A 21,020-nucleotide genomic window follows, 5' to 3' on the forward strand; every position below is an offset into this window, starting at 1 on the left:
GGGCGCCTGTTGATACCGATCAGCCCTCATCGGCTTCCCTGAGTTACAATGCGCGCCACCGTGATTCTGCCCAACAGGTGCGCCATGCAGCCCTACGCTATTGCCCCCTCCATTCTGTCCGCCGATTTCGCCCGCCTGGGCGAGGACGTCGACAAGGTCCTGGCCGCCGGGGCCGACATCGTCCACTTCGATGTCATGGACAACCACTACGTGCCCAACCTGACCATCGGCCCGATGGTCTGCAGCGCCCTGCGCAAGTACGGCGTGACCGCGCCGATTGACGTGCACCTGATGGTCAGCCCGGTCGACCGCATCATCGGCGACTTCATTGAAGCTGGCGCGACCTACATCACCTTCCACCCGGAAGCCAGCCAGCACATCGACCGCTCGCTGCAACTGATCCGCGACGGCGGCTGCAAGGCTGGCCTGGTGTTCAACCCGGCTACCGGCCTGGATGCGCTGAAGTACGTGATGGACAAGGTCGACATGGTCCTGCTGATGAGCGTCAACCCTGGCTTCGGCGGGCAGAAGTTCATCCCCGGCACCCTCGACAAGCTGCGCGAGGCCCGCGCCCTGATCGATGCCAGCGGCCGCGACATCCGCCTGGAGATCGACGGCGGCGTCAACGTGGGCAACATCCGTGAGATCACCGCCGCCGGCGCTGACACCTTCGTGGCCGGTTCGGCGATCTTCAACGCCCCGGACTACAAGGAAGTCATCGACAAGATGCGTGCCGAAATGGCGCTGGCACGCGCATGAGCGGCTTCGAGCAGCTGTTCCCGGGGACACTGCCCAGGCTGGTGATGTTCGATCTGGATGGCACCCTGATCGATTCGGTACCCGACCTGGCCGCAGCCGTCGACCGCACGCTGCTCGAACTCGGGCGACCGCCCGCAGGCCTGGAGGCGGTGCGCCACTGGGTCGGCAATGGTGCCCAGGTGCTGGTGCGCCGGGCCCTGGCCGGCGATATCGATCACGCCGCGGTGGACGACGAGCTGGCCGAGCGCGCGCTGGCGCTGTTCATGGAGGCCTATGCCGACAACCATGACCTCACCGTGGTCTACCCCGGCGTGCGCGACACCCTGCGCTGGCTGCGCAAGCAGGGCGTGGAGATGGCGCTGATCACAAACAAACCCGAACGCTTCGTCGCCCCCTTGCTCGACCAGATGAAGATCGGTCGCTACTTCCGCTGGATCATCGGCGGCGACACCCTGGCGCAGAAAAAGCCCGACCCGGCGGCGCTGCTGTTCGTCATGAAAATGGCCGGCGTCAGTGCCGAACAATCGCTGTTCGTCGGCGATTCGCGCAGCGACGTGCTGGCCGCCAAGGCCGCCGGCGTCCAGTGTGTCGGCCTGAGCTACGGCTACAACCATGGCCGGCCGATCGACGACGAGTCGCCCAGCCTGGTCATCGACGACCTGCGCCTGCTGCTGCCCGGTTGCTTAGTCACCGACACTGGGATAACGTTGGCGGACCTTCAAGCCCCGCAAAGCAGAGACAACAACGTGGTGGTTACCGGCAAATTCTGGATGAAAGTCATCAAGGCACTCGCCCGCTGGCGCTGGCGCGCCTGACTTCTGCCCACCGGCGCCTGCCGGTACATCCGTTTGCCCGCTCCCCATTGCTGCTTGCCCCGAGGCTACACATGACCCGCGAAGAATTCCTGCGCCTGGCCGCTGCCGGCTACAACCGCATTCCCCTGGCCTGCGAAACCCTGGCCGACTTCGACACCCCGCTGTCGATCTACCTGAAGCTGGCCGACCAACCCAACTCCTACCTGCTCGAGTCCGTGCAGGGCGGCGAGAAGTGGGGCCGCTATTCGATGATCGGCCTGCCGTCGCGCACCGTGCTGCGCGTGCACGGTTACCACGTCAGCATCCTGCAGGATGGCGTCGAGGTGGAAAGCCATGACGTCGAGGATCCGCTGGCCTTCGTCGAGGCGTTCAAGGATCGCTACAAGGTCGCCGACATTCCTGGATTGCCACGTTTCAACGGCGGCCTGGTGGGCTATTTCGGCTACGACTGCGTGCGTTATGTGGAAAAACGCCTGGGCGCCAGCCCCAATCCGGATCCGCTGGGGGTGCCGGATATCCTGTTGATGGTCTCCGATGCCGTGGTGGTCTTCGACAACTTGGCGGGCAAGATGCACGCCATCGTGCTGGTCGACCCGGCCGAGGCGCAGGCCTTCGAGCAAGGGCAGGCCCGCCTGCAGGGGCTTCTGGACACCCTGCGCCAACCGATCACCCCGCGCCGCGGCCTGGACCTGAGCGGGCCGATGGCCGCCGAGCCGGCATTCCGCTCCAGCTACACACAAACCGACTACGAAAATGCCGTGGGACGCATCAAGGAGTACATCCTGGCCGGCGACTGCATGCAGGTGGTGCCGTCCCAGCGCATGTCCATCGACTTCAAGGCCGCGCCCATCGACTTGTACCGGGCGCTGCGCTGCTTCAACCCGACGCCGTACATGTACTTCTTCAACTTCGGCGACTTCCACGTGGTCGGCAGCTCGCCAGAAGTGCTGGTGCGGGTCGAGGACAACCTGGTCACCGTGCGGCCGATCGCCGGCACCCGCCCGCGCGGGGCCACCGAAGAAGCCGACCGGGCGCTGGAAGACGACCTGCTGTCGGACGACAAGGAAATCGCCGAGCACCTGATGCTCATCGACTTGGGCCGCAACGACGTGGGCCGTGTGTCGGCCACCGGCAGCGTGCGCCTGACCGAGAAAATGGTAATCGAGCGTTACTCGAACGTCATGCATATCGTGTCCAACGTCACCGGCCAGCTGGATGAGGGGCTGACGGCCATGGACGCGCTGCGGGCGATCCTGCCGGCCGGTACCCTTTCCGGCGCGCCGAAGATCCGTGCCATGGAGATCATCGACGAGCTGGAGCCGGTCAAGCGCGGCGTCTACGGTGGCGCGGTGGGCTACTTTGCCTGGAACGGCAACATGGACACCGCCATCGCCATCCGTACCGCGGTGATCAAGGACGGCGAACTGCATGTGCAGGCCGGTGGTGGCATCGTCGCCGACTCGGTGCCGGCGCTGGAGTGGGAAGAAACCATCAACAAGCGCCGGGCGATGTTCCGCGCGGTGGCGCTGGCCGAGCAGACCTCCAAGTAAATGGATCGGGGCCGCAACGCGGCCCCGACAACTCAGAAGTCCAGGCTCAACGCCACGCTCACGCCCTGCTGGCGCAACTCATCACTCTTGCGCCAGTTGTAGTTCCCCCGCAGGTTCACCCCCGGCACCAGCTCATGGGTCAGCCCCAGGCTGGCGCGGGTCAGGTTGCTGTGCGGCGTATAGCCGGTCAAGGTGAAGTCGTTCGCCGGCAGGCTGGTCAGGTGCATGCGCAAGTCCTGCTGGTCGTCTTCGAACTCGTGCTCGCGGGCCACCTCGGCAAACAGCCTGGTCGTCGGCAGGAGCTGCACGCTCCCCAGCAGGCCGGCCCCCAGCCGGCGTGACGTGCGCTCCTGATCGTCGAAACCGAGCGCCGTGGAGCGGCCGCTCTTCTCCTCATATCCATCGACCTTGACCCGCGCATAGTCGGCGCTGATGAACGGCGCCAGTTGCCAGCGGCTGCTCTCGGCCGCCAGGTTGTAGCCCACCCGGCCAGTGACGGCCCAGGCCTCGCCATCGCTGTCGCCTTTCTCGCTGCGCTCACCAACGCCCAGGGCGAAGGTGCGCTTGAGGTCGCGATAGTCCAGGTGCCCGGCGGTCAGTGCCGTGTCGGCCCACCAGCGATCCTGACGGAGCTGGGCGAAGGCGCTGGCCAGGTAGCTGTCGAGCTTGTAGTCGGAATCTTCCTGGCCGGCCTCGAGCTTTTGCCGGTACACGCCCGCCGCCAGCCCCACGCGCCAGGCGTCATCCAGCCGATAGCTGCCGCCGAGGGTCAGGTTGTAGCCGCGCCCGTCGCCACTGGCGGCGCTGCGCTGGCTGCCGAAGTCCAGGTCCTGGCCACCGGTGGCGACGAACGCCTGCCATTGACCGACCGCCTGCCAGTGCGTCTGCCACTGATTGCGCAGCTCATCCTGGTGGGCGCGTATGCTGGCGTGGGCGATTTCCGGCAGCAGTGTCAGCTCCCAGGGCGCGGCGAGGATCGAATAGGCATAGTCGGCAATCAGTTGCTGGCCGGCGATGGTTGGGTGCACCGAGTCGTTGAACAGCAGCCGGGTCGGGTCCGGCGTCGTGCCGTTCGCCCCGTAGACCGGGTTGCCCACGCAGCCGTCGCCGCTGTAGCAGGTGCCGACCAGGTTCTGGTCGGCGGCCAGGCCGAACTGGGCGGGACTGGTCAGGGCCTCCCGCAGCAGTGCCGGGACATTCAGCGGGATGATCTCGGCGTCGATCTGTCCGAGCCGGTTGACCAGCGACTGGTTGAACACGCCGGACAGTTGCGACAGCGGCCCTTGCTGGGGCGTGCCGCTGAAGTTCGGCGTTTGCCCCAGGTCCGGCAGCAGCCAGACCATGATGTAACGCGCGCCGCCCTGTTGCAGCGCCTGCGCGCTGGCCGCCAGACGGGCACCGGCGGCGGCCGCGTCGGCGGGGCTGTTGACCAGGCCCTGGAGGAAGTCGTTGCCGCCACCGGTCAGGTAGTACAGGGCATTGGGATCGGCCCGCAGGCCGTTGGCCAGGTAGCCGTCACGCTCGCGCAGCACCGTGCCCGCGCCGAGACGACCGGGTGGGATGACGGCTTGCGAGGTGTCGGTGATCGAGTCGAGGATCTGCTGCGTGGTGTAGCCGCCCACGGCCCAGTTGTTGCCATCCGGCGTGCCTTGGAGCTGGTTGGTCAGCGACGTCGAAGGGCCCAGGCTGGTACCGGAGAAGCCCAGCTTGCCACCCAGGATCATTGGCGAGACCGGCGCGTAGTTGCCATTGGCATCGCGGTTGGTGAAACGCATGCCTGGCGTGCCGCCGGTCAGGTCGGGGAACTGCCCGGCGTCGCTGAGGCTGTCACCGAAGACGATGAGCGACGCGTAGGGGGAGGGCGCGGCCAAGGTGGCCTGGCTGCAGGCGAGGGCGAGCATGCCGAGGGTGGCGTGCAGGAAGGGGGTCTTGCGCATGCATGAATATCCTTTTCGTTGTTTTTATGAAGGCAAGCCGCATGACCATAGCAAATCGCCGGTCTTTGCCCAGCATGGCAATGGTTTCCCGGTGTTTAGGGGGCATATTGCACCCGCCGCCCCGGTAGGTTACTGTCCCGGAACGTATGAACGAGACCTACCCTGTGTTGATCGTCAGCAAACTCTTGATGCGCGTTATCAAGGCCGTCGCCCGTTGGCGTTGGCGCGCCTGACTTTTTCTCCTGCCGGTTCGCCCGGCCCGTCCCCGTTTGCCTTCCCCACTTGTTCCGTCAACCGCCCCGTGCGGGCTCGGCCGCATTCATGAGCGGCAGCGGAAGGCTCGAATCAAAAGTCAGTATTCAAGAGGTTCGTTGCAGATGTTACTGATGATCGACAACTACGACTCCTTCACCTACAACGTCGTGCAGTACCTTGGCGAGCTGGGTGCGGAGGTCAAGGTCATTCGCAATGACGAAATGACCATCGCCCAGATCGAAGCCCTTAACCCCGAGCGCATCGTCGTCTCCCCGGGGCCGTGCACGCCGAGCGAAGCCGGGGTCTCCATCGAGGCCATCCTGCACTTCGCCGGCAAGCTGCCGATCCTGGGCGTCTGCCTGGGCCACCAGTCCATCGGCCAGGCCTTCGGCGGTGACGTGGTGCGTGCCCGCCAGGTGATGCATGGCAAGACCAGCCCGGTGCTGCACCGCGACCTGGGCGTGTTCGCCGGCCTGAACAACCCGCTCACCGTGACCCGCTACCACTCGCTGGTGGTCAAGCGTGAAACCCTGCCCGACTGCCTGGAAGTGACCGCCTGGACCGCCCACGAAGATGGCACTGTCGACGAAATCATGGGCCTGCGTCATAAAACCCTGAACGTCGAAGGGGTACAGTTCCACCCCGAATCTATCCTCACCGAGCAGGGCCACGAGCTGTTCGCCAATTTCCTCAAGCAGACCGGCGGACGCCGTTAAGGACCGATCATGGATATCAAGACCGCTTTGAGCCGTATCGTCGGCCACCTGGATTTGTCCACCGAGGAAATGCGCGACGTCATGCGCCAGATCATGACTGGCCAGTGCACTGAGGCGCAGATCGGCGCTTTCCTCATGGGCATGCGCATGAAGAGCGAGAGCATCGACGAAATCGTCGGTGCGGTGTCGGTGATGCGTGAGCTGGCCGACAAGGTCGAGCTGAAGACCCTCGACGGCGTGGTCGACATCGTCGGCACCGGTGGCGATGGCGCCAACATCTTCAACGTGTCGACTGCTTCGGCCTTTGTCCTGGCCGCGGCCGGCTGCACCGTGGCCAAGCATGGCAACCGTGCCGTCTCCGGCAAGAGCGGCAGCGCCGACCTGCTGGAAGCCGCCGGTATCTACCTGAACCTGACCCCGGTGCAGGTCGCCCGCTGCATCGACAGCCTCGGCATCGGCTTCATGTTCGCCCAGACCCATCACAGTGCAATGAAGCACGCCGCCGGCCCTCGTCGCGACCTGGGGCTGCGTACCCTGTTCAACATGCTCGGCCCGCTTACGAATCCGGCCGGCGTGAAACACCAGGTGGTCGGGGTCTTCACCCAGGCCCTGTGCCGCCCGTTGGCCGAGGTGCTGCAGCGCCTGGGCAGCAAGCATGTGCTGGTGGTGCATTCGAAGGACGGCCTGGACGAGTTCAGCCTGGCCGCGCCGACCTTCGTCGCCGAACTGAAGAATGACCAGATCACCGAATACTGGGTCGAGCCCGAAGACCTCGGCATGAAGAGCCAGAGCTTGCATGGCCTGGCAGTCGAGGGGCCGCAGGCTTCGCTGGAACTGATCCGTGACGCCCTGGGCCGACGCAAGACCGAGAACGGCCAGAAGGCCGCCGAGATGATCGTGCTCAACGCCGGCGCGGCGCTGTATGCCGCCGACCACGCGATGACCCTGGCCCAGGGTGTCGAACTGGCCCACGATGTGCTGCACACCGGGTTGGCCTGGGAAAAACTGCAGGAGCTGGGCGCTTTTACCGCGGTATTCAAGGTGGAGAACGAAGCATGAGCGTACCGACCGTGCTGGAAAGGATCATCGCCCGCAAATTCCAGGAAGTAGCCGAGCGCAGCGCGCGGGTCAGCCTGGGTGAACTCGAACGCCTGGCCAAGGCGGCCGATGCGCCCCGTGGCTTTGCCAGGGCACTGATCGAGCAGGCTGCGCGCAAGCAGCCCGCGGTAATCGCCGAAATCAAGAAGGCCTCGCCAAGCAAGGGCGTGATTCGCGAAAACTTCGTGCCGGCGGAGATTGCCGTCAGCTACGAGAAGGGCGGAGCGACCTGTCTGTCGGTGCTGACCGACGTGGACTACTTCCAGGGGGCCGACGTCTACCTGCAGCAGGCGCGTGCCGCCGTTTCGCTGCCGGTGATCCGCAAGGACTTCATGGTCGATCCGTACCAGATCGTCGAAGCCCGTGCGCTGGGCGCCGACTGCGTGCTGCTGATCGTCTCGGCGCTGGACGACGTGAAGATGGCCGAACTGGCCGCCACCGCCAAGGACGTCGGTCTCGACGTGCTGGTCGAAGTACATGACGGCGATGAGCTGGAGCGTGCGTTGAAGACCCTTGACACACCGTTGGTCGGGGTCAACAACCGCAACCTGCATACCTTCGAAGTCAGTCTGGAGACTACCCTCGACTTGCTGCCGCGCATCCCCCGCGATCGCCTGGCCATCACCGAAAGCGGCATCCTCAACCGTGCCGATGTCGAGCTGATGGAAATCAACGAGGTGTATTCGTTCCTGGTCGGCGAGGCGTTCATGCGCGCCGAGCAGCCAGGGTTGGAGCTGCAGCGGTTGTTCTTCCCCGAACAGGTGAAGAAGACCGTTCAGCAACTGGACTGATCGAACAGGGAGCCGGCATCGTTTGCCGGCTTTTTTGTATTCGAGGGCTTCATCGCGAGACAGTCCCAACGTGGGAGCGGGCTTGCCCCGCGATGAGGCTGGTGAACATCACATCAAAGGTAGATCAATGACCGATCAACCCCTGGCCCTCACCGTCGAACAAGGCCTGCATGCCGAACAGGACCTGCTGGCCGCCGTCTGCCGCGGCGAGCGCGAATGTGGCGTGCTGTTCTGGCGTCCGACCGACCATGCCCTGGTCATGCCCCGGCGCATGAGCCGCCTGGACAACTTCGAGGCCGCCTGCGCCGAGCTGGCCATCGCTGGCTGGCCGGTGCTGCTGCGCGAAACCGGTGGCGAACCGGTGCCGCAATCCCATGCGACCGTCAATGTGGCGCTGGTCTACGTGGCCCCGCGCAGCGAGGGCGACCAGGGCCGCATCGAGAATGCCTACGAGCGCCTGTGCCTGCCGCTGTGCAATGTCCTTCGCGAATGGGGCGGTGTCGCCTCGGTGGGTGAGATTGACGGCGCCTTCTGCGATGGCCGCTACAACGTCAACCTCAATGGTCGCAAGCTGGTCGGCACCGCCCAGCGCTGGCGCCAGGGGCTGGGGGGCAAGCGCCCGGTGGTGTTGGTGCATGGCGCGCTGTTGCTGGACAACGAACGCGAATCGATGGTCGCGGCGGTCAACCGCTTTAATGAGTGCTGCGATCTGGATCAGCGTTGCCGCGCCGACAGCCATATCGCCTTGCACGAGGTGGCGCCTGCGGCTCCCTGGTTCGAGCGTCTGAGCCGGGCCTATGAGCAAGTACTGGCGGAACTGCCACAGGACTAGGGTCTGTACGAAATGTGTCTGCGCGAAGGCCAGACAAGGCGAAACGGGGGAGGAAGCGGAGTGTACTGGAGTACATGAGCATTCCGAGCCCCGTTTCAACGCAGTATGGGCGAGTGCAGATACATTTCGTACAGAGCCTAACGGGTGCCGTAGACCACCATGGTTTTACCCTTGACCTGCACCAGGCTGCGCTCCTCGAGGTCCTTGAGGACGCGGCCGACCATCTCCCGTGAACAACCGACGATACGACCGATCTCCTGACGGGTGATCTTGATCTGCATGCCGTCGGGGTGGGTCATGGCGTCGGGCTGCTTGCACAGGTCGAGCAGGCAGCGGGCGACCCGGCCGGTGACATCGAAGAACGCCAGGTCGCCAACCTTGCGGGTGGTGTTGCGCAGGCGCTGGGCCATCTGGCTGCCCAGGGCATAGAGTATTTCCGGCTCCAGGCGTACCAGTTCACGGAATTTGTCGTAGCCGATCTCGGCCACTTCGCACTCGGTCTTGGCGCGCACCCAGGCGCTGCGCTGATGTTCCTGGCCGGCGGGCTCGAACAGCCCCAGCTCGCCGAAGAAATCACCGCTGTTGAGGTAGGCGATGATCATCTCGTGACCGTCGTCGTCCTCGATCAGGATGGTCACCGAGCCCTTGATGATGAACGACAAGGTATCGGCCCGGTCGCCGGCACAGATGATGTTGCTCTTGGCGGCGTAGCGACGGCGTTGGCAGTGGGCCAGCAGCTTGTCGATGTTCTTGATCTTGGGTGGCAGGGCTGAGGAGACCATCACGAAATCCTGTTCGATGCGACGCATTGGCTTTTTATAGAGGCGCCTGGCAGCACGCGCCAGTCATTTGGCGCCAGCTTATCAGACACTTCAACTTGAATCGGCACAAAAGCGACGCGGCTTGAGCTTTTCCGACAGCCTCGCAAGGTCTAAGCTGACACCCTTTTACGAAATCGGGAGTCCGGATAGATGAAGGCACGCATCCAGTGGGCCGGTGAAGCGATGTTCCTCGGCGAGTCGGGGAGCGGCCATGTCGTGGTCATGGATGGCCCACCCGAAGCCGGAGGTCGCAACCTGGGCGTGCGCCCGATGGAGATGCTCCTGCTCGGCCTGGGTGGCTGCAGCAGTTTCGACGTGGTCAGCATCCTCAAGAAGTCGCGCCAGGCCGTGGAAAGCTGCGAGGCCTTCCTGGAAGCCGAACGCGCCAGTGAAGACCCGAAGGTGTTTACCAAGATCCACCTCAACTTCGTGGTCAAGGGCCGCGGGTTGAAGGAGGCGCAGGTCAAGCGTGCGGTCGAGTTGTCGGCGGAGAAGTACTGCTCGGCCTCGATCATGCTGGATCGCGCGGGCGTCGAGATCACGCACGGTTACGAGATCGTCGAACTCGGTTGATCGAAGGCAGCGCCTGCCGGTCAGGCGCTATGCTTGTGCAGGCGTTCGATCCCTAGCAACAACGCGAGCCCTGGGATCAGCGCCAGCACCAGCCAGGGCGTATTCACCCCGAGCAGGATGAGGATTTCGCTGCTGCTCCAGGTGGTGCCGAAGTGTTCGGCAAACACTTGGCACTGCAGCCACGCAGCCAAAGTGCCAGCGAGCACGAACGTGCCGACCAGCAGTTGGCGGCTGGCTAAAAACACGCTGAGCAGCAGGAACAGCAACTGCGCGGGCAGTGTGCCGAGCATCAGATCGGCGGTGCTGTTGCTGTCAGGGTCGGTAAGTGTCGGCAGTTCAAGGCTGAACGTGCTTTGCCCGATACTGGCGACCATCAGGCAAACGAACAGATAGGCGACCGGGATCAGGGCAAGGCCCTGCAACAGCCGGGCGAGCGATCGTCCCATGTTCAGCGACGCAATGCCGGCAGCAGCTGCAACAGGCGTTCGGGTAGCTGTGCCCGCAGTTGCTCGCTCAATGCCTCACGTCGCTTCTGGTAAAGCACGCCGAGACCGATCACGCTGAGGCCGATCAAGGTCAGTATGACCGGGAACAACAGGGAATCGGCGAACACCTCGTAGGACAGATACCCCAGGTAGGCCGCCACCCCCATCGCTCCGAACACCATGAACACCGGGCGGCGCAGCAGGACGGCCAAGCCCATCAGCCCCAGGTTGATCAGGCAGTACAGCGCCTTGCCCCATTCGCTGCCGCTGTCCATCAGCGTCAGCCCGCCCCAGAACGCCGCCAGGCCGGCGAGATAGCCCCAGAAGGCATAGTCACGGCGGGTGCGTCCGTCGATCACCAGGAATACCAGCAGCAGGCCCAGGCCGAACCACAGCGAGACCGTGCGCCGTTGCTCCCAGCTGAACAGGTCGCCATGGAACCACTCGCTCAGGTCCATGGACATGAACCACAGGGCCACCGCGATTGGCATGACGATGAAAGGGAAGCGAATCAGGCGAAGCATCAGCAGCCCGGCCAGTACCGTCGCCGCCTCCATTGCCAACCAGCCACCCTGCACGTAGGTGTAGTACTGGTGGTAGTCGCCCTGGGCGTCGTCCAGCGGCCACCAGCCTGCCAGGCGCTCGATGGCGAACACCGCCAGCGGCACGATGCTGACCGCCACGGCGGCCAGCACGCCGGCCGCGACAGGCTGGTTGCGTCGCTGCAGCGACAGGGCGAACAGGGTGATCCCGCCGATGTAGAGCAGGGCGATGGCCAGCAGTGCACCGTCGCCGATACGCATCCAGGCTTCGGTGAGCAGCCAGCCCATGGCGCCCATGATCAGTAGGGCGCCGAGGTAAAAGGCAACGTGGGCCAGCTGAAAGCTGGCACGGCTTTCCGGCTGCTGGCGCAGGAAGGCCAGCAAGGCCTGGTCCTGCCCCGGCTGCAGCACGCCGGCGCTCACGGCGCGTGCCAGGTCCCTGGCGTCGAAACGTTCCATGGTGCGCGTCTCAGACTCGGTAGGTGCTCTTGGTCATGACCTTGGCCAGCAGGCTCATGCCGAAGCGCACGGGGGCCGGGAAACGGTAGCCGCCGGCTTCCAGCGCGGACTCGGCGTGGTGCTCCTCGTCGACGCGCATCTGTTCGAGGATGGCGCGGGACTTGCCGTCGTGCTCGGGGATCTGCTCCAGGTGTTCGTCCAGGTGCTTGCAGACCTGATGCTCGGTGGCGGCGACGAAGCCCAGGCTGACCTTGTCGCTGACCAGCCCGGCGAGGGCGCCGATGCCGAACGACAGGCCGTAGAACACCGGGTTGAGCACGCTGGGGTGGCTGTTGAGCTGGCGAATGCGCTGCTCGCACCAGGCCAGGTGGTCGATTTCTTCTTCCGCCGCATGCTCCATGGCCTTGCGCACCTGGGGCAGCTTGGCGGTCAGGGCCTGGCCCTGGTACAGCGCCTGGGCACAGACTTCGCCTGTGTGGTTGATGCGCATCAGGCCGGCGATATGGCGGGTCTGTTGTTCATCGAGTTCGGCGTCCGGCTGGACGATCGCCGGGGAAGGGCGGGCGGGTTGGCCGCTGAAGGGCAGCAAGGTGCGCATGGCGGTATCGGCCTGCAGCAACAAGCGGTCGAGCGGCGAGTAGTGACGTTCGGTAGCCATCGGGCACCTCCGCTGAAGTGATGCCCGACAGTCTACCTCAATACCCCTGGGCAGGCTTGCCTTGGATCAGCCCGGCGGCCAGTGCATCTGGCGCTGGCCAAGCACGTGCATGTGGATGTGGTAGACGGTCTGGCCGCCCTGCTCGTTGCAGTTCATCACCACGCGGAAGCCCTCTTCGCAGCCGAGTTCCCGGGCCAGGCGCTGGGCGGTGAACAGGATGTGGCCGGCCAGGCCCTTATCTTCTTCGGTCAGGTCGTTGAGCGTACGGATGGGCTTTTTCGGAATGACCAGAAAATGCACTGGCGCTTGGGGGGCGATATCGTGGAAGGCCAGAACCTGGTCGTCCTCGTAGATGATCTTTGCCGGAATCTCCCGGTTGATGATCTTGGTGAAGATAGTCTCCACAGCACTTGCTCCATGGTGAGTGTCCGGGATGAGTGTACTGAGCCCCGCACCGCTCGCCCAGTGGCTATTCCATGCCGATCGGGCAATAGCGGCGATGGATCAGCCCAGCCAGCTTGCGCGTCAGCCAGCGCGGCAGCAGGCGCGGGACGAAGGCCAGCCAGCGGTTGCGCCGGCCGGGCAGGATCAGCGCGCGGTTGCGGTCCAGGGCGCGGACGGTGTCCAGGGCGATCTCCTCGGGGCTCAGGCAGCGGCTGTTGCCGTCGAGCCGTGGGATGCGGCGCCTGGCCGAGCGCACCGGCCCCGGGCACAGCACCGAGACCTTGATCCCGGTGCGCCCCAGTTCCTCGCGCAGGGCCTCGGAAAAACTCAGCACATAGGCCTTGCTCGCCGCGTAGGCGGCCATCCACGGGCCCGGTGCGACTCCGGCCAGCCCCGCGACGTTGAGGATCTGCCCGCCGCCCTGGATCGCCATCAGGTTGCCGATGGCGTGGCACAGGCGGCTCAGGGCGAGGATATTGACCTCCAACAGGTCCTGTTCATCGGCCCATTCATGGGCCAGGAACGGCCCGTAGGTGCGCTGCCCCGCACAATTCACCAGCAGGTCGATGCGCCGCTCGCCTTCCTCCAGCTCGAGGACGAAGCCCGACAGGCGCAGAGGCTGGCTGAGATCGCAGGCACGAAACAGCACTTCCACGCCAAAGCGTTGGGTGAGCTCGATGGCCACCGGCTCCAGCGTCTCGCGCTGGCGCGCCACCAGGATCAGGTTGCGCCCGCGCCGTGCCAGGGCTTCCGCCAGGGCCAGGCCCAGGCCGCTGGAAGCTCCGGTGATCATGGCGTAACGGGTCATGCAAGGCTCCTGGGGTGTAAGGGGCGCCTAGTGTACAGCCTGGCCAATTTGCTACAAGGCGTTGCTGCGCAGCTGCTGGCTGCGCGCCAGGGCGGCCCGGTATTCGTCCTGCAGGCGCCCGATCAGCTCGCCGACGCTGGGTAGGTCGTGGATCTCGCCGACACCCTGGCCGGCCGACCAGACTGTCTTCCAGGCCTTGGCCTCGTCATCCAGTGGCTTGAGCTTGCCGGCGTCATGGCCGCTCTTCAGCGCCGCCAGGTCGTAGCCGGCCTGCTCCAGGCTCTGGCGCAGGAAGCTGGCGGGGATGCCGGACACCGCCGGGGTATGCACGATATCGGCGGCCCCGGCGCCCAGGATCATCTGCTTGTAGGCGTCCTGGGCCTGGCTCTCGTGGGTGGCGATGAAGCGGGTGCCCATGTAGCCGAGGTCGGCCCCCAGCAATTGCGCGGCCAGCAGTTCATGGCCATGGTTCAGGCAGCCGGCCAGCAGCAGGGTCTTGTCGAAGAACTGGCGGATCTCCGCGACCAGGGCGAACGGACTCCAGGTCCCTGCATGGCCGCCGGCACCCGCCGCCACGGCGATTAGCCCGTCGACACCGGCCTCGGCGGCCCTCTCGGCGTGACGACGGGTGGTCACGTCATGGAACACCAGGCCACCATAGCTGTGCACTGCATCGACCACCTCCTTCACCGCGCCGAGGCTGGTGATGACGATGGGCACCCGATGTTCCACGCACAGGGCCAGATCGGCCTGCAGGCGCGGATTGGTCGGGTGCACGATCAAATTGACCGCGTAGGGTGCGGGCGCCTGCAGCTTGGCCAGCCCGGCCTCGATCTCATCCAGCCAGGCCTTGAACCCTGCGCTGTCACGCTGGTTCAGGGCCGGGAAGCTGCCCACCACGCCATTGGCGCAGCAGGCGAGCACCAGCCGGGGATTGGAGATCAGGAACATAGGCGCCGCCACCAGGGGCAAGCGCAAACAGTGTTCGAGCGAGGCGGGCAGGGACATGGCGAAACTCCTGTAGGCGGGTTGATATCGTCAGAACGGCTTGACCACCACGAGAATTACGACGCCCAGCAACATCAGCACCGGTGCTTCGTTGAACCAGCGGTAGTACACATGGCTGCGGGTGTTGGTGCCGGCGGCGAAGCGTTTGCGCTGGGCGCCGCACATGTGATGGTAGACAGTGAGCAGGGCCACCAGGGTGAGCTTGGCATGCAGCCAGCCCTGGCTCAGCCAGCCGGGATTCAAGTACAGCATCCAGCCGCCGAACACGTAGGTGGCGATCATCGCCGGGTTCATGATGCCCCGGTACAGCTTGCGCTCCATGGTGATGAAGCGCTCGAGGCTGATGCTGTCCTGGCTCTGGGCGTGATAGACGAACAGGCGTGGCAGATAGAACAGGCCGGCGAACCAGCAGACCACACTGACGATATGCAGCGCCTTGATCCATAGATAGAGCATGGGGAGTTCCTTCAGGTTTTCACGGTCGTCAGATAGTAGAGGCCAAGGGCCCGAAGGGTCATCCCAAGAGTTGTTACAGGCGCCCTTGGCACCTATCATCGTGCGCTTTCCAGTGGTCTCGTTGATAAGGGGCAAGCGTCATGATCAAGGTCGGTATCGTCGGCGGCACGGGTTACACCGGTGTCGAACTGCTGCGTCTGCTAGCGCAGCACCCACAGGCCGAAGTGGCGGTCATCACTTCGCGATCCGAGGCGGGCGTGGCGGTTGCCGACATGTACCCGAACCTGCGTGGCCACTACGACGGCCTGGCGTTCAGCGTGCCGGACAGCAAGGCCCTGGCGGCCTGCGACGTGGTGTTCTTCGCCACGCCCCACGGCGTTGCCCACGCCCTGGCCGGCGAGCTACTGGCGGCCGGCACCAAGGTCATCGACCTTTCCGCCGACTTCCGCCTGCAGGACGCCGCCGAATGGGGCAAGTGGTACGGCCAGCCCCATGGCGCGCCCGAGCTGCTCAAGGACGCCGTCTACGGCCTGCCCGAGGTCAACCGCGAGAAGATCCGCCAGGCGCGCCTGATCGCCGTGCCGGGTTGCTACCCGACCGCCACCCAGCTGGGCTTGCTGCCGCTGCTGGAAGCCGGTCTGGCCGACCCGTCGCGGCTGATCGCCGACTGCAAGTCGGGCGTCAGTGGAGCCGGTCGTGGCGCCGCTGTAGGTTCGCTGTTCTGCGAGGCCGGGGAGAGCATGAAGGCCTACGCGGTCAAGGGCCACCGTCACCTTCCGGAGATCAGCCAGGGCCTGCGCCAGGCGGCAGGCAAGGACATTGGCCTGACCTTCGTGCCGCACCTGACCCCGATGATCCGCGGCATCCATGCCACCCTGTACGCGACGGTCGCCGATACCTCGGTCGACCTGCAGGCACTGTTCGAGAAACGCTACGCCAATGAACCGTTCGTCGACGTGATGCCGGCCGGCAGCCATCCGGAAACTCGCAGCGTGCGCGGTGCCAACGTCTGCCGCATCGCCGTGCACCGGCCTCAGGGCGGTGACCTGGTGGTGGTGCTGTCGGTAATCGACAACCTGGTCAAGGGCGCGTCGGGCCAGGCAGTGCAGAACCTCAACATCCTGTTCGGGCTCGACGAGCGCATGGGCCTGTCCCACGCCGGCCTGCTGCCGTAAGCGGCCAGTCGTTGCATGGGCCCGCCTCGCGCGGGCCTTTTTCATGGGGGCGACTAAAGCCGCACAATTCTTGACCGATTTTCTCGGACAAGCGGATAATACGCGCCATCGAGTTTTATGGCGGCACTGCGCCGGGAGAATCAACATGAGTGTCGAAACCTTCACCCCCACGGCTTTGGAATTCACCCCCGGGGCTGCGCACAAGGTCAAGACCTTGGTCAGCGAAGAGGGCAACGACCGGCTGAAGCTGCGTGTGTTCGTGACGGGCGGCGGCTGCTCGGGCTTCCAGTACGGCTTCACCTTCGATGAGGAGGTGGCCGATGACGACACCATCGTCGAGCGTGAAGGTGTCGCCCTGGTCGTCGATCCGATGAGCTTCCAGTACCTGGCCGGTGCCGAAGTCGACTACCAGGAAGGCCTGGAAGGTTCGCGCTTCGTGATCAAGAACCCGAATGCCACCACCACCTGCGGTTGCGGTTCGTCGTTCTCGATCTGATCTGGACCCTGCTGTGAAAACGCCGCGCAATTGCGCGGCGTTTTGCATTCTGCCGGTTGTTCAGGCGGGGTAGATCGCGCCGAGGATGCGCAGGCCGCGGGCGGCGGTCACGCTGGGACGATTGGCCGGGATATTCTCCAGGCAGCAATGGGCCAGCCAGGCGAAGGCCATGGCCTCGACCCAGTCGGGGTCCACACCATGTGCGGCGGTGCTGGCGACCTCGGCAGCCGGCAGCAGGGTTGCCAGGCGCGCCATCAAGGCACCGTTGCGCGCGCCCCCGCCGCAGACCAGCAGGGCCTCGGTGTCGTCCTGGGCCTGGCGCAGCGAGTCGATGATGCTGCGCGCCGTCAGCTCCAGCAGGGTGGCCTGGACATCTTCGTCACGGTACGCCGGCAGGCGCGCCAAATGGGCGTCCAGCCAGGGCAGGTTGAATACCTCGCGCCCGGTGCTCTTCGGGCCGCTGCCGGCGAAGAACGGGTCGCTCAGCAGGGCGCTCAGCAGGTCCTGGCGGACGCTACCGCTGGCCGCCCAGGCACCGTCGGCATCGAACGCTTGACCCTGCTTGCGTTCGATCCAGGCATCCAGCAGCACATTGCCCGGGCCGCAGTCGAAGCCATGTACCGGCTGGTCGTGCTCGATCAGGCTCAGGTTGCTGAAGCCCCCCACGTTGAGGATCGCCAGGCGCTGGCCGAGATGGCTGAACAGGGCTTCGTGAAACGCTGGCACCAACGGTGCGCCCTGGCCACCCGCCGCCATGTCGCGGCGCCGGAAGTCACCCACCACGCAGATGCCAGTGAGCTCGGCCAGCAGGGCCGGGTTGCCGATCTGCACGGTAAAACCACGGGCCGGCTCATGGCGAACCGTCTGGCCGTGGCTGCCGATGGCGCGAATGGCGTCGGGGGCCAGGCCCTCGGCGGCCAGCAGGTGATTGATGCCTTGGGCCGCCAGGGTGGCCCAGCGGTTTTCCGCCAGGGCCGCGCGGGCGATCTCGTCGGGGCCGCTGGCGCAGAGGCCGAGCAGGTCCTGGCGCAGGTCGACGGGCATGGGGATGTAATGGGTGGCGAGCAGCCGCAGCTGCTCGTCTTGTTCGATCAGGGCGATGTCCAGGCCATCAAGGCTGGTGCCGGACATCACCCCCAGGTAGAGCGCCATGTCAGCGCTTGTTGGCGGCGAGCAGGGTGGCCTTTTCCTGATCCATGCGGGCGATCAGGGGCTGGCTCTGCTGGTTGAAGCGTTGGCGCTCGGCCTTGGCGATCGGGTCGGCCATCGGCACCTTCTGGCTCAGCGGGTCGACGTGGACACCGTTGACCTGGAACTCGTAGTGTAGGTGTGGGCCGGTCGACAGGCCGGTGGTGCCGATATAGCCGATGATCTGTCCCTGCTTGACGCTGGAGCCGGTCTTGATGCCCTTGGCGAAACCCTGCATGTGGCCGTAGAGCGTCTTGTAGGAATTGCCGTGGGCGATGATCACGGTGTTGCCGTAGCCGCCGCGGCGGCCGGCCAGCTCGATGCGACCGTCGCCGGCGGCCTTGATCGGCGTGCCGCGCGGTGCGGCGTAGTCGACGCCCTTGTGCGCACGGATCTTGTTGAGAATCGGGTGCTTGCGCCCTGCCGAGAAGCGCGAGCTGATGCGAGCAAAGTCCACCGGGGTGCGGATGAACGCCTTGCGCAGGCTGTTGCCGTCGGCGGTGTAGTAGTTGGTGTTGCCTTGCTTGTTGGTGTAGCGCACGGCGGTGTAGGTCTTGCCGCGGTTGGTGAAGCGGGCGGAGAGGATATTGCCGGTACCGACCACCTTGCCGTCCATCATCTTCTGCTCGTAGACCACGTCGAATTCGTCGCCAGGACGGATGTCCTGGGCGAAGTCGATGTCGTAGCCGAGGATGCGCGCCATGTCCATGGTCATGCTGTGGGACAGGCCAGCGCGCTGCGCGGAGGCGGACAACGAGCTCTTGATCACGCCATGGGCGTAGGCGGTGCGGACCACCGGCTTGCTGATCTCGCGCTCGAAGGCGAAGCCCTTGTCGGTCTTGTTCAGGCGGATGGTCTCGAGATTGCTGACCTTGCTGTGCAGGCTGGTCAGCTGTCCATCCTTGTCCAGTTCGAACTGCAGCACCTGGCCGTGCTTGAGCTGGCTGAACTGCTTGGCCTGCTTGCTGCTCGCCAGCACGTCGTGCACGACGTTGGCCGGCAGGCCGACCTTGTTGAACAGGGTCGAAAGCGTATCACCGCGGCTGACCACCACTTCACGGTGGCCTGGCGCCTTCTCTTCTGGTTTGGAGGCAGGGGCCGGCGCCGGTTCAGCCTTGGCGGTCTCGGGCTCGGCGCCGTCGATCTGGGCGAATGGCGAGTCGCTGCTCTGTCCGGCCTCTACGAGGGAGGCGCCGCGGGATTCGTCCTTGAGCTGTTCTGTCGGGCTCTCGAGCTCCAGGCTGAGGGTGGTTTTCTTGGCTTCCACTTCGCTGGAAGGGAAGACCAGCAAGGCCAGGCTGAGGAGGGCGGCAATGCCGCTGGCGGCCAACAGATGGCTTTTCGGATAAAGCGGGGGCGCTTTAGGCGTTTCGTTGGTCATAGATAAGGTGACTTTGAAAAAGGTGAAATGGAAAAGATGAATGACATGATGAAGATGAAATAACTGTATAAAATATAACCAAATCCATTCTCACGCAAGGGCGCGTAGACGTTGCGGTGCGCCGTTCGGGTCACAATCCTTTGCGAAACTTGTATTTGATGGCCGATCTTGTATGGTTGGCTCCCCTTGAATCCTAGCGTTGCGGGTCTGTCTATGAAGTCGGTTGAAGAGCAGCTGGCGCTTATCAAGCGCGGTGCGGAAGAGGTACTGGTCGAATCGGAACTGGTGGAGAAGCTCAAGCGCGGCCAACCGCTGCGCATCAAGGCGGGCTTCGATCCAACCGCGCCCGACCTGCACCTGGGCCACACGGTGCTGATCAACAAGCTGCGCCAGTTCCAGGAGCTGGGGCATCAGGTCATCTTCCTGATCGGCGACTTCACCGGCATGATTGGTGACCCGAGCGGCAAGAGTGCCACCCGTCCGCCGCTGACCCGCGAGCAGGTGCTGGACAACGCCGAGACCTACAAACAGCAGGTGTTCAAGATCCTCGATCCGGCCAAGACCGAGGTGGCGTTCAACTCCACCTGGATGGACAAGCTCACGCCTGCCGACTTCATTCGCCTGGCCTCGCAGTACACCGTGGCGCGCATGCTCGAGCGCGACGACTTCGACAAGCGCTACACCACCAACCAGCCGATCGCGATCCATGAGTTCCTCTATCCGCTGGTGCAGGGTTACGACTCCGTCGCCTTGCAGGCCGATGTCGAGCTAGGTGGCACCGACCAGAAGTTCAACTTGCTGATGGGGCGCGAGCTGCAACGCGCCTACGGTCAGGAGGCGCAGAACATCGTCACCATGCCGCTGCTCGAAGGGCTGGATGGCGTTAAGAAGATGTCCAAGTCGCTGGGCAATTATGTCGGTATCCAGGAAGCACCCGGGGTGATGTACAGCAAGCTTGTGTCGATTCCTGACACCTTGATGTGGCGTTACTTCGAGCTGTTGAGCTTCCGTTCGATGGAAGAGATCGATCAGTTCAGAGCGGATGTAGAAAATGGCGCCAACCCGCGCGACATCAAGATCAAGCTGGCCGAGGAGATTGTGGCCCGCTTCCATGGTGAAGAGGCTGCGGCCAATGCGCACCGTGCCGCGGGCAATCGCATGAAGGAAGGCGAGTTGCCGGAGGACCTGCCGGAGATCGAAGTGGTCGCCGCTGAAGATCTGCCGATCGCCGCCGTGCTGAACCGGGCGGGCCTGGTGAAGAACTCGGCGCAGGCGCGGGATCTGCTCGGCGCTGGTGCGGTCAAGGTGGATGGCGCGGTGGTCGACCGTGATTTCATGTTCGTGATTGGTGCGACCCATGTGTGCCAGGCGGGCAAAAAGGCGTTTGCCCGGGTCAGCCTCAAGGCTGAGTGATGGCGCGGTGGTGTAGCTATATAGAAGCGGGGAGGCCGGTAGGCCTCCCCGCTTTTGTATTGGGGCTGCTTATATAGGTACCAGGGCTTCTGAGGCGATCTTTTTGATTTTTATGAAATTAACGGTTGACGGGCTTTCAGATCCCCTTATAATGCGCCCCACTTCCGACGTAGTCGAAACGAAAAACTTCTTGTTAATCAATAGGTTGAATGTTTCAGGTGGTATCGGAGGTGCTTCGGTCTAACGATCGGCAGCGGTGAGAAAGGCAGTTGACAGCAGGTTGTAACGCTGTATGATTCGCCTCCCGCTACGAGAGATCGCAGCGAGTCAAGTGTTTGAAGTGAAACGAGTTCTTCGTTA

At 64.4% G+C, this 21,020-nt stretch carries 22 protein-coding genes; 11 read left to right on the forward strand and 11 right to left on the reverse strand.

What is annotated here, in order from left to right; translation table 11 throughout:
* Positions 1-84: 84 nt before the first annotated feature.
* The 3 genes from rpe to trpE all read left to right on the forward strand — a co-directional run bounded on the left by rpe (position 85) and on the right by trpE (position 3,124).
* Entirely contained in the window at positions 85-759 is a 675-nt protein-coding gene (gene rpe / locus AC25ND_RS15255; protein WP_028689018.1) for a ribulose-phosphate 3-epimerase, read from the forward strand.
* Positions 756-1,574 carry a phosphoglycolate phosphatase gene (locus tag AC25ND_RS15260; RefSeq protein ID WP_069016572.1) on the forward strand — a complete coding sequence of 273 codons (819 nt, stop codon included), beginning with the start codon at positions 756-758 and terminating at the stop codon, positions 1,572-1,574. Before rpe ends, AC25ND_RS15260 begins: the two co-directional genes overlap by 4 nt.
* 71 nt (positions 1,575-1,645) lie before the next feature.
* A complete protein-coding gene (gene trpE / locus AC25ND_RS15265) occupies positions 1,646-3,124 on the forward strand; it encodes an anthranilate synthase component I (protein ID WP_028689016.1) in 1,479 nt (492 codons plus the stop codon).
* A gap of 32 nt (positions 3,125-3,156) precedes the next feature.
* Here the strand turns inward: trpE and estP are convergent, their stop codons facing one another.
* The gene (gene estP, locus AC25ND_RS15270) at positions 3,157-5,061 is read right to left on the reverse strand and encodes an esterase EstP (protein WP_486976418.1); all 1,905 of its coding nucleotides are present in this window, start codon (positions 5,059-5,061) and stop codon (positions 3,157-3,159) included.
* A 377-nt stretch (positions 5,062-5,438) separates the two neighbouring features.
* Here estP and AC25ND_RS15275 point away from each other — a divergent pair, with 377 nt between their 5' ends.
* From AC25ND_RS15275 to AC25ND_RS15290, 4 genes are all read left to right on the forward strand, one after another.
* Positions 5,439-6,032, forward strand: a complete 594-nt coding sequence (locus AC25ND_RS15275; protein WP_028689014.1) for an aminodeoxychorismate/anthranilate synthase component II — start codon at positions 5,439-5,441, stop codon at positions 6,030-6,032.
* A gap of 9 nt (positions 6,033-6,041) precedes the next feature.
* A complete protein-coding gene (trpD, locus tag AC25ND_RS15280) occupies positions 6,042-7,091 on the forward strand; it encodes an anthranilate phosphoribosyltransferase (RefSeq protein WP_028689013.1) in 1,050 nt (349 codons plus the stop codon).
* Positions 7,088-7,921 (forward strand): indole-3-glycerol phosphate synthase TrpC, encoded by an 834-nt coding sequence (gene trpC, locus AC25ND_RS15285; protein ID WP_050703531.1) that lies wholly within the window; start codon positions 7,088-7,090, stop codon positions 7,919-7,921. The genes trpD and trpC overlap by 4 nt, the downstream gene beginning before the upstream one ends.
* A 127-nt stretch (positions 7,922-8,048) precedes the next feature.
* On the forward strand, positions 8,049-8,753 hold the full coding sequence (locus AC25ND_RS15290) for a lipoate--protein ligase family protein (RefSeq protein WP_186594663.1): 705 nt from the start codon (positions 8,049-8,051) through the stop codon (positions 8,751-8,753).
* Positions 8,754-8,890: 137 nt separating this feature from the next.
* Here the strand turns inward: AC25ND_RS15290 and crp are convergent, their stop codons facing one another.
* Positions 8,891-9,535, reverse strand: a complete 645-nt coding sequence (crp, locus tag AC25ND_RS15295) for a cAMP-activated global transcriptional regulator CRP (RefSeq protein ID WP_028689010.1) — start codon at positions 9,533-9,535, stop codon at positions 8,891-8,893.
* Positions 9,536-9,724: 189 nt separating this feature from the next.
* Here crp and AC25ND_RS15300 point away from each other — a divergent pair, with 189 nt between their 5' ends.
* Positions 9,725-10,147, forward strand: a complete 423-nt coding sequence (locus AC25ND_RS15300; RefSeq protein WP_028689009.1) for an OsmC family protein — start codon at positions 9,725-9,727, stop codon at positions 10,145-10,147.
* Positions 10,148-10,167: 20 nt separating this feature from the next.
* Here the strand turns inward: AC25ND_RS15300 and AC25ND_RS15305 are convergent, their stop codons facing one another.
* The 7 genes from AC25ND_RS15305 to hemJ all read right to left on the reverse strand — a co-directional run bounded on the left by AC25ND_RS15305 (position 10,168) and on the right by hemJ (position 15,007).
* Positions 10,168-10,593, reverse strand: a complete 426-nt coding sequence (locus AC25ND_RS15305) for a hypothetical protein (protein ID WP_069016575.1) — start codon at positions 10,591-10,593, stop codon at positions 10,168-10,170.
* A gap of 2 nt (positions 10,594-10,595) precedes the next feature.
* Positions 10,596-11,633, reverse strand: a complete 1,038-nt coding sequence (locus AC25ND_RS15310; RefSeq protein WP_186594662.1) for a DUF2157 domain-containing protein — start codon at positions 11,631-11,633, stop codon at positions 10,596-10,598.
* A gap of 10 nt (positions 11,634-11,643) precedes the next feature.
* Positions 11,644-12,291 carry a 2-polyprenyl-3-methyl-6-methoxy-1,4-benzoquinone monooxygenase gene (gene coq7, locus AC25ND_RS15315; RefSeq protein WP_062363008.1) on the reverse strand — a complete coding sequence of 216 codons (648 nt, stop codon included), beginning with the start codon at positions 12,289-12,291 and terminating at the stop codon, positions 11,644-11,646.
* A gap of 66 nt (positions 12,292-12,357) precedes the next feature.
* Entirely contained in the window at positions 12,358-12,696 is a 339-nt protein-coding gene (locus AC25ND_RS15320) for a histidine triad nucleotide-binding protein (protein ID WP_028689005.1), read from the reverse strand.
* A 64-nt stretch (positions 12,697-12,760) separates the two neighbouring features.
* Positions 12,761-13,543, reverse strand: a complete 783-nt coding sequence (locus AC25ND_RS15325) for an SDR family NAD(P)-dependent oxidoreductase (protein ID WP_028689004.1) — start codon at positions 13,541-13,543, stop codon at positions 12,761-12,763.
* A 51-nt stretch (positions 13,544-13,594) separates the two neighbouring features.
* Positions 13,595-14,551: an NAD(P)H-dependent flavin oxidoreductase gene (locus tag AC25ND_RS15330; protein ID WP_486976419.1), complete on the reverse strand. Its 957-nt coding sequence runs from the start codon at positions 14,549-14,551 to the stop codon at positions 13,595-13,597.
* A 30-nt stretch (positions 14,552-14,581) separates the two neighbouring features.
* A complete protein-coding gene (gene hemJ, locus AC25ND_RS15335; protein WP_028689002.1) occupies positions 14,582-15,007 on the reverse strand; it encodes a protoporphyrinogen oxidase HemJ in 426 nt (141 codons plus the stop codon).
* A 140-nt stretch (positions 15,008-15,147) separates the two neighbouring features.
* Between hemJ and argC the strand changes: the two genes are divergently transcribed.
* Both argC and erpA read left to right on the forward strand, forming a co-directional pair.
* Positions 15,148-16,182, forward strand: coding sequence for an N-acetyl-gamma-glutamyl-phosphate reductase (gene argC / locus AC25ND_RS15340; protein ID WP_028689001.1), 1,035 nt, complete (start codon positions 15,148-15,150; stop codon positions 16,180-16,182).
* Positions 16,183-16,327: 145 nt separating this feature from the next.
* A complete protein-coding gene (erpA, locus tag AC25ND_RS15345; protein ID WP_028689000.1) occupies positions 16,328-16,678 on the forward strand; it encodes an iron-sulfur cluster insertion protein ErpA in 351 nt (116 codons plus the stop codon).
* Positions 16,679-16,738: 60 nt separating this feature from the next.
* Here the strand turns inward: erpA and AC25ND_RS15350 are convergent, their stop codons facing one another.
* A complete protein-coding gene (locus AC25ND_RS15350) occupies positions 16,739-17,830 on the reverse strand; it encodes an anhydro-N-acetylmuramic acid kinase (protein ID WP_207852215.1) in 1,092 nt (363 codons plus the stop codon).
* Between the two features lies 1 nt (position 17,831).
* Positions 17,832-19,247, reverse strand: a complete 1,416-nt coding sequence (locus AC25ND_RS15355; RefSeq protein ID WP_062363014.1) for a peptidoglycan DD-metalloendopeptidase family protein — start codon at positions 19,245-19,247, stop codon at positions 17,832-17,834.
* A 213-nt stretch (positions 19,248-19,460) separates the two neighbouring features.
* On the opposite strand from AC25ND_RS15355, the gene tyrS reads away from it, so the two are divergent.
* Positions 19,461-20,660 carry a tyrosine--tRNA ligase gene (tyrS, locus tag AC25ND_RS15360; RefSeq protein ID WP_028688997.1) on the forward strand — a complete coding sequence of 400 codons (1,200 nt, stop codon included), beginning with the start codon at positions 19,461-19,463 and terminating at the stop codon, positions 20,658-20,660.
* Positions 20,661-21,020 lie beyond the last annotated feature (360 nt).

This window comes from Pseudomonas sp. P110(2024), from assembly GCF_057480795.1.